Below are 13595 nucleotides of genomic sequence, written 5' to 3' on the forward strand. Positions count from 1 at the left end.
GGAGCAGCTACTACATCCTGACATATATTGCTACAGGACCAAGTCCTGATTTGATTTGGGTTTATTTAATCAATTTTAGAATATCCTGTCCGATATCCTTACGATAATAGTGGTCTTTCCAGCTGATTTTTTTGACCGTGGAAAAGGTGCGCCGTAATGACTCCTTCAGGTCTTTTCCTCGACCTGTGATGGCTAATACCCGTCCTCCCTGATTGGTCAGATCTCCGGTTTCATTTCTTCCGGTACCAGCATGGAAAATAGTTGTATTTTCCTCATCCGAAGGAATGGAAATGACAAAACCTTTTTGATAGCTACCTGGATAGCCCCCGCTAACCATTACCACAGTGGTGGCATAATCTGGGGAAATTTTTAATTCGTAATCTTTAAGGTTTTGGGTAGCGATAGCCCAAAGTAAATCCACAAAATCGCTTTCAATTCGTGGTAAAACCGCTTCTGTCTCCGGGTCACCCATTCGTACATTGTATTCGATTACATAAGGATCTCCATTTTTATTCATCAAGCCGATAAACAAAAACCCTTTGTAAGGAATATCTTCTTCTGCCAGTCCGGCTACTGTAGGTCTCACAATTCGCTCCTCAACTTTGTCCATGAAATCCTTATCTGCGAAAATCACCGGACTCACGGCACCCATGCCTCCAGTATTCAGCCCCGTATCACCTTCTCCGATACGCTTGTAATCCTTGGCTTCGGGAAGAATTTTATAGCTTTTTCCATCCGTTGCGACGAAGACAGAAAGTTCGATTCCGGTTAGGAATTCTTCGACAACCACCTTTGCAGAGGCTTCTCCGAACTTTTGATCCAAGAGCATTTCTTTGAGAGATTCTTTTGCTTCTTCCAAAGTTTGGCAGATCAAAACTCCCTTACCTGCGGCTAAACCATCTGCTTTCAGGACGATTGGGAGACTTTGTTTTTCCAAATAGGCTAATCCTTGCTCAAGTTGATTGGCATCGAAAGTTTCATAAGCAGCAGTAGGAATTTGATGACGCTGCATAAATCGCTTTGAAAAATCTTTGCTTCCTTCTAAGGTGGCTCCAAGTTTTGATGGGCCCACCACTGGGATTGATCGAGTTGATTCCTCGCTAGCTAAATAATCAACAAGACCTTTGACGAGGGGTTCTTCTGGCCCAACAACTACAAGGTCGATTTGGTGATTTAGGATAGCAGATTTGATTTTATCAAAGTCAGAAACTCCAATGGATAAATTGGTTGCAATTGCTGCCGTTCCCGCATTTCCAGGGGCAACAAAAAGTTGGTTGCATTTTGGACTTTGTACAATCTTCCAAGCGAAGGCATGTTCACGGCCTCCGCTTCCAAGCAATAGTATATTCATTTAATTACTTCGATTTAATTAGCATGATCGGAAATAAACTTGATTCGATAGACTCGCAGCTCATCTTCTGCGAAATCCTCGTCTTCAAGTTCATCCAATGCAGCTTGAATGTTGTCGCTTTCTGCATTCATAAAATAATCATGAACGATCTCTTCACGTTCCTCATCCATGATGTGATGAATGTAGTAATCGATATTTAGTTTTGTTCCTGAGTAGATGATCTGCTCAATTTCTTGAAGCAATTCGTCCATACTCAGGTTGAGATTGTCGGCGATTTCATCCAGATCAATTTTTCGATCAATCTGCTGAATGATGGAAATTTTGACTTTGGATCGAGAACCGGCAGTTTTTACAACTACTTCTGAGGCCGTTTCAATCTCATTTTCCTCCACATAATTTGCAATGAGTTTGAGGAAAGGTGCACCAAATTTAGCGACTTTTCCCATTCCAACTCCATTGATTTGAGCTAGTTCTTCCCGTGTGGTAGGGTAGAGGGTAGCCATTTCTTCCAAGGAAGGATCTTGGAAAATTACGTAAGGAGGTAGGCCTTTGGCTTTTGCTACTTTCTTACGTTCAGCTTTGAGCAATTCAAACAGTTTCTCGTCGTAGGCTACTCCACCGGCAGACACATCCAATTCTGTTTGTTCGTTTTGAATCTCATGTTCATAGTCATGATCCTTGTAAAGATCCACTTCGAATGGATTTTCAAGAAAGTCAAATCCTTTTGGAGTGATTTTTAATACGCCATAGTTTTCAATATCCTTTTCCAGGAAATTCATCACTAAGGCCTGACGGATGACTGAGGTCCAAGTTTTGGATGTCTCGTCTTTACCTTTTCCGTAAACAGGAAGCTCATCGTGTTTGTAGCTCTCGATATAATCATTGGTTTCACCCTTGATGACATTCACTAGGTGATCCAATCCAAAGCGTTCATGAGTTTGTTTTACAGCTTCAAGAACTGTTTGCAGAAGCTCCAACCCTTCGAAAGTTTCGCGCTCCCGCTTACAATTGTCGCAATAGCCGCAATCTTCTTCTAGAGTCTCTCCAAAATAATTGAGGATGAATTTTCTTCGACAAACCCCCGTTTCGGCATAGGCAGCCATTTCCTGAAGAAGGATTTTGGCGTTTTCCCGCTCAGTTACGGCTTTGTCCTTGTTGAATTTGTCCAACTTGACGATGTCTTCATAGCGATAGAACATCAAGCAGTGGCCTTCCAAACCATCACGTCCCGCACGTCCTGTTTCTTGGTAATAACCCTCGAGCGACTTAGGGACATCATAGTGAATGACATAGCGTACATCGGGCTTGTCTATTCCCATCCCAAAGGCAATGGTGGCCACAATCACATCTACTTCTTCATTCAGGAAGTCATCCTGATTTTTCATTCGGACGGAGGATTCCAGTCCAGCATGATAGGGAGCAGCGTTGATTTGATTGACTCTAAGTAAATCTGCGATTTCTTCTACCTTCTTTCGGCTTAGGCAATAAATGATACCTGATTTGCCTTTATGAGATTTGATGAATTTAATCAGTTGCTTTTTGGTCTCATTTTTTACCTTGGCCCGAACCTCATAGAAAAGGTTGGTTCGGTTGAATGAAGACTTAAACAAATCAGCACTTTCCATCTGAAGATTGCGCTGAATGTCCTGCTGTACTTTTGGAGTTGCAGTAGCTGTGAGTGCAATGATGGGAAGTTCGGGTGCTATTTGAGCGACAATGGATTTGATTTTTCGATATTCCGGACGGAAATCATGTCCCCATTCTGAAATACAATGTGCTTCATCAATGGCCACAAAGCTAATTTTTGCCGACTTTAGAAACTCGATGTTGTCTTCCTTGGTCAGGGATTCCGGAGCTACATAGAGCAGCTTGGTTCTTCCAGCCAACACTTCCGATTTCACTCGATTAGATTCCGATTTAGTGAGAGTAGAGTTTAAGAAGTGAGCATTGACTCCAATTGCGTTGAGCTGGTCAACCTGGTTTTTCATCAAAGCAATCAAAGGGGAGATTACAATCGCCGTCCCTTCACTGACCACTGCAGGCAATTGATAACAAAGCGACTTTCCTGCACCAGTGGGCATGATCACGAAGGTATTTCGATCTTTGAGGAGATTGTCAACAATAGGTTCTTGATTGCCCCTGAATTGACTAAAACCAAAGATTTTCTTTAATTCCGATTTTACTTTCTCTTCCACTGTAATGGGTGATTAACAGGTGTTAAAATCTCAATAGATGGATTACTTTTATACCTTTGTACAATATTAATGAATAACGCAGGTAAAGTTGAATTTAACGAAAAATATTAGAAAAACTGCCACGCGGGTTTTGCAAAATGAAGCAAATGCAATTAAAAACCTGATTGAATTTTTAAACGGTGATTTTGAGGCTTGTGTAGAGTCAATTTTAACTTCAAAAGGTAGAGTAGTGATCACCGGCGTAGGAAAGAGCGCTATCATTGCCAATAAAATTGTGGCTACTTTAAATTCCACAGGAACTCCAGCACTATTCATGCATGCAGCCGATGCTATCCATGGAGATTTAGGAATGGTGCAGCAGGAGGATGTGGTGATTTGTATTTCTAAAAGCGGAAATACTCCAGAAATCAAAGTTCTCGTTCCATTATTGAAAAAAAGAGGTTCTTTGCTAGTTGCCATGGTCAGCAATACCAATAGCTATCTAGCCGAGCAAGCTACCTACGTTCTCAATGCCACTATAGACGAAGAGGCTTGCCCCTTAAATTTAGCACCGACAACAAGTACCACTGCCCATTTGGCATTAGGTGATGCCTTGGCAGTTTGTCTTTTGGAAGCGAAAGGATTTACTTCAGAAGATTTTGCAGAGTATCATCCGGGAGGATCTTTGGGTAAGCAATTGTATCTCAAAGTGGAAGATATCATCCGAAAAGATGAAATTCCTTTGGTTCGGGATGACGCTGGAATTGCAGATGTAATCGTAGAGATTTCCAGCAAGCGATTGGGTGCAACTGGGGTAGTCAATTCGGATGGAAAATTAGTAGGAATCGTAACGGATGGAGACCTTCGAAGAATGCTCCAAAAAACTTTAGATATCCAATCTCTCGTAGCTAGAGATATCATGACTCAAAATCCTAAAACCATCGCCAAGGATGAATATGCGATCCGTGCTTTGAATAGCATGAAGAGGCATAATATTACACAGCTGGTAGTCCTGGATGGCGAAAATATTGCTGGATTTATCCATATTCATGAACTTATGCGGGAAGGAATCGTCTAAATCGAATCAATGCAGGAAAAACCTTTTATTGTCATTATGGCGGGCGGAATTGGATCCCGCTTTTGGCCTTACAGTCGTAGAAAAAGGCCGAAACAGTTTTTAGATATTCTTGGTACAGGACGGACCTTGCTCCAAATGACCTACGATCGGTTTCGGGAAATAGCTGAGCCGGAACAGTTTTTTGTTATTACCTATCGAAAATATGTGCATTTGGTGAAGGAGCAGCTTCCTGAATTGGAAGATCATCAAATTCTTAGCGAACCCAACCATAAAAACACAGCTCCTTGCATTGCCTATGCCGGCTATAAAATTCATTCCATTCAGCCGGGAGCAACCATGATAATTACGCCTTCCGATCACTTGATTCAGCAGGAGGTGAAGTTTTTCAAAGCCATAGAAAATGCCGTTCAAGCAGCCCAGACAGAAGGGAGGTTAATTACAATTGGGATTAAACCAAATCGACCTGAAACCGGATACGGCTACATTCAATATGTAGAAGGAAGTGGAAAAGAAGCATTAAAGGTGAAGACTTTTACAGAGAAGCCAAACCTGAAACTCGCGACAACATTCCTTGAAAGTGGGGACTTCGTCTGGAATTCAGGGATGTTTGTTTGGAAAAGTACCAGCTTGGTTCATGCTTTGGAAAATCATATGCCTGACCTTGCGGAGGTTTTTCATGAGGGGATGGAGAATTTCGGAACCGATAAAGAAGCAGAGTTTATTTCCAAAGCCTACACCCAATTCAAAAACATTTCCGTGGACTATGGGCTCATGGAAAAATCCCCTGATGTCTATGTCATCTTAGGAGATTTTACCTGGTCAGATTTAGGGTCTTGGAGGAGTTTGCATGAAATCCGGGAAAAGGACGAAGAAGGAAATGTGGTGGAAGGAAACGCTCTCCTTTTTGATACCAAAAACAGTTTCGTCAGGTCCGATTCAGAAAAACTACTTGTCGTGGAAGGGCTTGAAAATTACCTAGTCAGCGAATCGGAAAACGTTTTATTAATCTGTCCTTTAGACGGTGAAAAACGATTCAGACAATTCGTGACAGATGCCCGTAAAAAAGGCGAGGATTTTATTTAATCAGGCCTTTCGCTGTCGGATAGCCTCATAAATAGCTACTCCTGCAGAAACGGATACATTCAAACTGTCGATATTTCCCGACATTGGAATTTTCACCTTGTCATCTGCGATTTGAAGGATTTCAGGTGAGATGCCGCTTTCCTCAGAACCTAAAATCAAAGCAGCCGGCGCAGAAAAGTCAGCTTCATACATTTCCTTTTCGGACTTTTCAGTAATTGCCACCAGAGAAAGTCCCATCTTTTGTAAATCCCGGCAAGCAAAAAACAGATTTTTGACTCTGGCAACGGGAATGAAATTAAGGGCACCGGCTGAGGTTTTTACCGCTTCAGCATTGATTTGAGCACTTCCTTTTTCAGGAATGACAATAGCATCCACTCCGGCGCATTCTGCTGTACGGGCAATCGCACCAAAATTTCGTACATCGGTTACCTGATCCAATACAAGAAGCAAAGGAGATTTTCCTACCGCATAGCAATTGTCAATGACATTGTCCAAGGAAGCGTAGGAAATCGAAGAAAGATGGGCAATTACCCCTTGGTGATTTTTTCGGGTAATTCGATTCAATTTTCCCTCCGGAACTCTCACAACGGGGATTCCTGCTTGTTTGCTTTCCTTGAGAAGTTCTTTGATCAAATCATTGTTGGCATCCTTTTGAACAAGGATTTTATCAATTTCTCTAGCTGCGTGAATTGCTTCTAAAACTGCACGAGTACCAAAAATAAAGTCCTTGTCATGTTCGCCTTTTTCGATCAAAAAGCCATCTTTCCGCTTCTCCATTGGGATATGTTTTTGAACCAGACCGGCTGATAAGCGCGGGATCGGTTGAGAGTGTAATAGTGAGGAGTAAGAATATTCTTAACGCGCGCAAAGGTAAATCGAATTTTTGAACTTTCGCCCATTCCCTGATAGCTCCATACTTCTCGGTCTAGATAGAAATTGACTTCCTGAGGTGGTCCCATAACGATGTAAACCATCCCTTTGTCGGTTTTCCAGCCTTCTTTGAAATCCGTAAATAAAATATTTGCGAATTCTACTTGTCGGAAGTATTCCCGGATCAAATCTTTCGCTATTTCCGGATTACGGGTAAGTTTCAACCAATACTCATCCAATGCTCTCTTTTTATCCTGAGCCGAAAGTAAGGTTTCATGTTCTTTTCGAGTGGAAATGTAGGTTACCATTTGGACCATTTCGTCCCAATCTCTCACTTTTGGAAAAGCCTCATGTGTGGTCTTAATTAAGAGTCCGGTCAATTGGCTTGTATCCTGCTGAAAGAAATAATATCCCTGGGAATCCAGCGCTTTGGGAATATTTTCTAGAAAATCCCCTTGGTCAATTACCTCCAATTCTTTTGGAACGGGAGCTGGTTTGGTTTCCATGGGTGGATAGGGGACTTCAAAGTCCATAGGGTAAAAGAAAGAATGAATGCTTGGACCTTGGGTGGTTTTGAACAGTAAGGCTTCTTCAGCATTCAAATAGTTCTGGTCAAAAGGAACCTCATTTGCATAATAGGCTCCAAAAGTAGGATGATCTTCTACAAAAGGACTTTTCAAATCAATGTGGTAATAATATTCATCTCCCTGTCGAGTATCCAAGGCAGTAAATAAAACAATCGCTTGAGTTTGGTCAGCAGGTAGTATGATAGTTCTTTCGTAGACCCAGTGCCGGTCTGTATCATATCTCAGATCCTCAGAAGCAAAGAGTTGCCTGTCTTCCGACTCAATGCTTTGTTCATAGCTATTCAATACTGCATATGAGAAACTGTAGGCATTCAAGTCAGGATTTTCCTCAATCTTTTCCGCTACAAACTGTACACGATATTGATTGTCATCTACCTTGATGGGGATAATTTTTAATCCCAAACGTGAATATCTGGAATAGCGTAAAGCCTGATTTAGATTGCTCAGATTTTGCTGGGCAAGCAAGGAAAAAGGTAAGCTGAGAACAAGGAGAAAAAATATCCGAATAAGGAGGTTTTTCTGCTTCATTGAGTTGGTTTCAGAGGTTTTAAAAATTAAACTTACTTTTGCCAAAATAGTAAAATTTTACATGGCTACCTACACTACGGAAATTGCCTCAGATAAGTTGGTCAGTGACAATCCTATCCACCAACGATTGCTCAAAGCCTATATTGCTGCCAAACCTTGGATCAGTGGAAAATTGCTGGAAATAGGTTGTGGAGAAGGAAGGGGAGTGGATACTTTACTTCCATTGGCTGAGTCTTACATCGGGATAGATAAGATTGGAGAAGTAATCCAAGATTTAAAAAACAGGTTTCCTGGAGTGGATTTTCGTCAGGCTGTTATTCCGCCTTTCAAGGATTTTGCCGATGAAAGCTTTGATACGATTGTGAGCTTTCAGGTAATCGAGCATATTCAGGATGATAGACTTTTTTTGGAAGAAATTTATAGAATGCTCCGTCCCGGAGGAAAAGCCATTATTTCTACTCCAAACAATACCCATACCCTGTCTAGAAACCCTTGGCATGTTCGTGAATATGTGCCTCAGGAATTAATTGATCTATCTGCGGGGATTTTTGATAAAGTGGAGGCTAAAGGAATTGGTGGAAATGAAAAAGTGTGGGATTATCATGAAGCCAACCGTAAATCCGTGCAAAAGATTATGCGATTTGATGTGTTGGATTTGCAACATCGCTTACCGGCCTGGATTCTTCGAATGCCTTATGAAATTTTAAATCGGATGAATCGCAACAAACTTCATCAACAGCAAGGAGAATCGGTGGTTCAGATTAGCCATGAAGATTATCCTTTGGTCGATGATCCTTCAGAGGGTTTGGATTTGTTTTACATTCTTTGGAAGAAATAAAAATCAAATAAAAAAGGCTGGAAATTTTCACTTCCAGCCTTTTCAGTTTTTATCGTCTCGGTAGTAAAGTTCCGGATTCCTCCGGTCCTAATAAGGATTCCATTCTTGTGCGAAGTTCCTCAGCTTTTTCCTCATAGCCCCGCTCTTCCAAAAGAGGAATAAAATAGCGGATCATTTCGATCGAAATCATCATATCCCGATCATAATCCCGGTTTTCGGCTAGATAAAACTCAATCATATCCAACGATCGCTTGGATACTTTGTCTACGATGTCCAAAGCGGTTTCATCTTCGCCTACCTCGAAAAACAAAGGAACGGATTGGCCATTTGACAGGTCGTATGGAATCGCCTCATCCGGCATGACCTGGAGGTTCTTATTTAAGATTTCAGAGGCTTTATCCAACTCATCCCGGTCCAAAAGCGCCATGGCAATGCTATTTGCGGTACTTCTATGGTTGGAAGCAAATCGTCGATATTCCTCATCCAAATAGGCATTTGGATCATCCATTCCCCGGAAAGCAAATTTCTCCATATAATTCACATAGGCCAACTCAGCATTTACCAATTCCTCGCGAATGAAGGAAGGTTTGCGGATCGGAAGAAGTCGATAAGTTAAGCCTTCCATGACTACATGATCCTCTAAGTTCAAACCAATGGTAGCCAATGAGGTATTATTGAAATAGATCGGTCGCTCCCAATTATTAGAAGCAATGAGATCGATCAACATCATGGTACCTTTGCTTACATATTGCCCTTTGATTTGAAGATTAATTTGTGGAGCAAAGAGCGGTTCGAATTCGTAAGGGATGATCCCTTTTTGGAATACTGAAGCACTATCCACCTCTAAGATTAAGTTTCTGGAAGGAACCATATTGATTTCGCTTTTTCCTCCAGTTTGCATCTTCAATAGATTAGAGCCAGAATTCAAAAGCTTCAAATATTCCCTAGCCGAAATCGCATCCAATCCATCTCTTTCCATCACGAATAAAACATCATTCGTTCCCTTCTGATAACGCTCAGGAGCCAAAGAGAATGGAAGCGGTGCAGATTCATTGGCTGGTCGGGTCATTTGATCTACATACCAGTCGGTGTCAAAATAGCTAAGTACGATTACCCGAACATCGGTGCGGAAACCTTCCACTTCTTGTACGTACCAAAGAGGGAATGTGTCATTATCCCCTCCGGTGAAAAGGATTGCATTTTGAGCGCAGGATGCTAGGAAATTTCGGGCTGCGTCTACAGAGAAATAACGTCCATGACGATTGTGGTCATTCCAGTTTTCGGATGCCATCAATCCTGCCACTGGTAATGTTAAAAGCGTGGCAATTACTCCAGCAGTAGTGAGGTTCTTGGTGAACTTTTGAAGCCCTTGAGCAATAGCCATTACACCCAAACCTGCCCAAATAGCAAAGGCATAGAAACTACCTACATAAATGTAATCCCGCTCTCGAGGTTCGACAGGAGGAGAGTTCAGGTACAGCACCAAAACCACACCCATCATTAAGAATAGCATCAGGTTTACATAGAATGACTTAGGATCGACCTTAGCTTGAAAGAATAGACCGATTATTCCCAGCAAAAGCGGAAGCATTAAATAATTGTTATGCCCCTTGTTTTCCTTGATGTAATCAGGGTACTTATCTGAGAGCGCATCTGTTAAGCCAATCCAAGGTGCATCGGTAAAATCACTTTCCCTTCCCGAGAAATTCCACATGAAATATCGCCAATACATATGTCCTAGCTGATGGCTGAACATAAAGTAAAGGTTGTCTCCGAAAGTAGGATCTTGTCCTTCTCGGAGTCCTAGTTTTTGACGGTAAATTCGCTTGTGATTTTCCTGAGTGGAATAGATACGAGGAAGAATGGTAGTCTTTTCTTTTTCGTAAGTATTGACTAGTTGATAGTCTGCGATTTCGTATTTGTCTTTTCCTTTTCTATAAATCGGATCACCCTCTTCCTGATCCACTAGTTTGGCAGTGAAATACTGTCCATGAAGCAAAGGACGATATCCATATTGTTCCCGCTTCAGGTAGGAAACAAAGCTGATAATGTCTTTTGGGCCGTTTTCGTTGATGACAGGATCCTGATTTGCCCGAATTAAAATAAGCGTATAAGAGCTGTATCCAATCAAAATAAAAATGAGGGAAAGAAGAATGGTATTTAGTCCTGCCAACTCCTTTCTATAGGAGTATCGGTAAGCTGCATACAATGCTCCCAAGAAGGCAATGATGAAAAAGATAATCCCTGATCCAAAAGGTAGTCCCAAACTATTGACAAAGAAAATTTCAGTGGAACCTGCCAAACTTGGCAGTCCCGGAATGATAATATTATTGATAATAACCAATGCAACTCCTCCTAAAAGGAAAGCTGCAACAGCTCCTTTGAGGTTTGGATTGGGGTATTTTTTGAAATAATAAATCAAAGCCAAGGCCGGAAGTGTCACCAAGTTAAGAAGGTGGACTCCAATCGATAGACCTACTAAATAGGCAATGAAAATCATCCATTTGTTGGCTTCTTTAGGGTCTTCTATGACATCCCATTTCAAAAATGCCCAAATCACAATTGCAGTAAAGAAGGAGGACATGGCATATACTTCCGCTTCAACTGCCGAAAACCAAAAGCTATCGGAGAAAGTGTAGATTAATGATCCTACAATTCCCGCTCCCAACAAACTGATGGTTTGAGCTTTGGTTTCTTGACCTGGGAGGATACCGAGAAGCTTTCTTCCAAAAAGGGTGATAGACCAAAACAAGAATAAGATGGTCAGACCTGAGAAAACCGCTGAACCCACATTCATCCAATAGGCTATTTCCAGTTCATTGCCAAAGGCCAAAAAACTGAGCATTCGGTAAACCAATAAAAAGAATGGAGCACCGGGAGGGTGAGGTACCTGTAATTTGTAGGAAACGGCTATAAATTCTCCTGGATCCCAAAAACTGGCTGTTTCTTCAACAGTAAGGATGTATACCAGAGTTGCTATCACAAACATCACCCAGCCGGTGATGTTATTGAGTTGCTTAAAATTAGGCATCAATACGATAATTTTTGACGGACGAAAATAGGAAATTTATTCCCAAGTGATGGGTTTTTAGCACTTTTTAAAATTTGGAAAAATGCGTTCTTGTGATAAATATTACTGATTGAGCTAATAGACGCCCTCTATATTTGTTCCATCATTAAAATTTGCAGATTATGAGCGCACAACCAAAAACCTTTCAGGAATTGATCAATGGGGAAACCCTAGTGCTGGTAGATTTCTTTGCTACTTGGTGTGGCCCTTGCAAAATGATGCAGCCGATTCTGGAAGATACGGCAAGACAAGTGGGGGATCGACTGAAAATAGTTAAAGTAGATGTCGATCGTAATCCGCTAGCCGCTTCAACTTTCCAAGTGCGGGGAGTGCCAACTTTGGTTCTTTTCCAAAAGGGGAAAATCCTTTGGAGAGAGTCAGGGGTTGTGCCTGCTCATCACCTTGTGAAAGTCATTGAATCTCATTTGGGGGTAAATGCTTGATCCCGAAGTGACAAAAGTCATTTAAGACCCTAAATTCCATGTCTAAATTTGAAACATTATTTGATAGAAACTAAATAAACATAACCTATGAAGATCGAACAAATCTATACCGGATGTTTGGCTCAGGGAGCCTACTACATCGAGTCTGATGGCGAGGCCGCAGTCATTGATCCTTTGCGAGAAGTTCAGCCATATATCGAAAAAGCTGAGCGTAGAGGTGATAAAATCAAATATGTATTGGAGACTCACTTCCATGCAGACTTTGTATCCGGACATAAGGATTTGGCTGCTAAAACTGGAGCAAAAATCGTTTATGGTCCTACCGGTATGAAAATGGGATTTGACGCCATTATCGCTGAAGATGGTCAAGTTTTCGAATTGGGTAAGGCAAAAATCAAAGTGATTCACACCCCAGGTCATACAATGGAGTCTGTGTGCTACTTGTTGATCAACGAGGAAGGGAAAGAAGAGGCTTTGTTTACTGGTGACACCCTGTTCATCGGTGACGTAGGTCGACCTGATCTGGCTCAAAAGGTTGTTAAAGACTTGACTCAGGAGAAACTGGCAGCTCATCTTTACGATTCTCTTCGAAACAAGATCATGCCTCTTCCAGATGATTTGATCGTATATCCAGCTCACGGAGCAGGTTCTGCTTGTGGTAAAAACATGAGTAAGGAAACTTCCGATACCCTAGGTAATCAGAAGAAAACCAACTATGCGCTTCAGGATATGACCAAGGAAGAGTTTATCAAAGAAGTATTGACTGGTTTGACTCCTCCTCCTGCTTATTTCCCTCAAAACGTAATGATGAATATCCAAGGATATGACAGCATTGATGAGGTATTGGAAAGAGGTATTAGACCTTTGTCTCCAGCAGAATTTGAAGCTGCAGCCAATGAAACTGGAGCGATGATTTTGGATACAAGAGACGCTCAGGTATTCGCAAAAGGTTTTATCCCTAATTCAATCAACATCGGAATCGACGGAAGCTTTGCAGTATGGGTAGGAGCGATGATTCCAGACCTAAAGCAAGAGATCTTGATTGTAGCTGAAGAAGGCCGTGAGGAAGAAGTTGTGACTCGTTTGGCACGTGTGGGATATGACTATGCGATTGGGTACATCAAAGGTGGATTTAAAGCTTGGAAAGAAAGCGGACATGAAGTTGATTCCATCACTTCCATTACTGTTGATGAATTGGCGAAAATTCAAGAAGGAGATCCAGATATTCACATTCTTGACGTGAGAAAAAATTCTGAATTCTTATCAGAGCATGTAATTGGAGCTGAAAATGCACCGTTGGATTACATCAATGATTCCATGTTGAAAGTGAAAAAGGATGAGACTTACTACGTGCATTGTGCAGGTGGTTACAGATCCATGATCTTCAACTCTATTTTGAGAGCTAGAGGTTATGATAATCTCATCGACGTTGCTGGTGGATTCACAGCAATTAAAGAATCGGGCAAATTCAAAGTTTCTGATTACGTATGCCCGACCACCCTACTATAATGAATCCTGTAGAAAAGTTGCTTTAAGAAAATGGCAGGCCGCAAGGCTTGCCATTTTTAGTATA

10 protein-coding genes are annotated in these 13595 nt (G+C 41.5%); 5 read left to right on the forward strand and 5 right to left on the reverse strand.

The window, feature by feature from the left end; all coding sequences use genetic code 11:
• Window positions 1–61: 61 nt before the first annotated feature.
• Together purD and recQ are read right to left on the reverse strand one after the other, a co-directional pair.
• Window positions 62–1351 carry a phosphoribosylamine--glycine ligase gene (gene purD / locus NY014_RS15330; protein ID WP_259415418.1) on the reverse strand — a complete coding sequence of 430 codons (1290 nt, stop codon included), beginning with the start codon at window positions 1349–1351 and terminating at the stop codon, window positions 62–64.
• 14 nt (window positions 1352–1365) lie between these two features.
• Complete coding sequence (gene recQ, locus NY014_RS15335) at window positions 1366–3546, reverse strand: DNA helicase RecQ (RefSeq protein ID WP_259415419.1); 2181 nt, start codon at window positions 3544–3546, stop codon at window positions 1366–1368.
• Between the two features lie 88 nt (window positions 3547–3634).
• On the opposite strand from recQ, the gene NY014_RS15340 reads away from it, so the two are divergent.
• Window positions 3635–4603 (forward strand): KpsF/GutQ family sugar-phosphate isomerase, encoded by a 969-nt coding sequence (locus NY014_RS15340; RefSeq protein WP_259415420.1) that lies wholly within the window; start codon window positions 3635–3637, stop codon window positions 4601–4603.
• A gap of 9 nt (window positions 4604–4612) precedes the next feature.
• Window positions 4613–5686 carry a mannose-1-phosphate guanylyltransferase gene (locus NY014_RS15345; protein ID WP_259415421.1) on the forward strand — a complete coding sequence of 358 codons (1074 nt, stop codon included), beginning with the start codon at window positions 4613–4615 and terminating at the stop codon, window positions 5684–5686.
• Here NY014_RS15345 and rlmB read toward each other — a convergent pair whose 3' ends face one another.
• Together rlmB and NY014_RS15355 are read right to left on the reverse strand one after the other, a co-directional pair.
• Window positions 5687–6463, reverse strand: a complete 777-nt coding sequence (gene rlmB, locus NY014_RS15350; protein WP_259415422.1) for a 23S rRNA (guanosine(2251)-2'-O)-methyltransferase RlmB — start codon at window positions 6461–6463, stop codon at window positions 5687–5689.
• Complete coding sequence (locus NY014_RS15355) at window positions 6436–7671, reverse strand: GWxTD domain-containing protein (RefSeq protein ID WP_259415423.1); 1236 nt, start codon at window positions 7669–7671, stop codon at window positions 6436–6438. Before NY014_RS15355 ends, rlmB begins: the two co-directional genes overlap by 28 nt.
• Before the next feature lie 61 nt (window positions 7672–7732).
• On the opposite strand from NY014_RS15355, the gene NY014_RS15360 reads away from it, so the two are divergent.
• Window positions 7733–8509 (forward strand): class I SAM-dependent methyltransferase, encoded by a 777-nt coding sequence (locus NY014_RS15360; protein ID WP_259415424.1) that lies wholly within the window; start codon window positions 7733–7735, stop codon window positions 8507–8509.
• Between the two features lie 49 nt (window positions 8510–8558).
• Here the strand turns inward: NY014_RS15360 and NY014_RS15365 are convergent, their stop codons facing one another.
• Complete coding sequence (locus NY014_RS15365; RefSeq protein ID WP_259415425.1) at window positions 8559–11540, reverse strand: glycosyltransferase family 117 protein; 2982 nt, start codon at window positions 11538–11540, stop codon at window positions 8559–8561.
• Between the two features lie 161 nt (window positions 11541–11701).
• Between NY014_RS15365 and trxA the strand changes: the two genes are divergently transcribed.
• Both trxA and NY014_RS15375 read left to right on the forward strand, forming a co-directional pair.
• Window positions 11702–12022 (forward strand): thioredoxin, encoded by a 321-nt coding sequence (gene trxA / locus NY014_RS15370; protein WP_259415426.1) that lies wholly within the window; start codon window positions 11702–11704, stop codon window positions 12020–12022.
• A gap of 87 nt (window positions 12023–12109) precedes the next feature.
• Window positions 12110–13531 (forward strand): MBL fold metallo-hydrolase, encoded by a 1422-nt coding sequence (locus NY014_RS15375; RefSeq protein WP_259415427.1) that lies wholly within the window; start codon window positions 12110–12112, stop codon window positions 13529–13531.
• The last annotated feature ends 64 nt before the right edge of the window (window positions 13532–13595 follow it).

The sequence above is a fragment of the Algoriphagus limi genome, from assembly GCF_024919275.1.
Taxonomy (GTDB): domain Bacteria; phylum Bacteroidota; class Bacteroidia; order Cytophagales; family Cyclobacteriaceae; genus Algoriphagus; species Algoriphagus limi.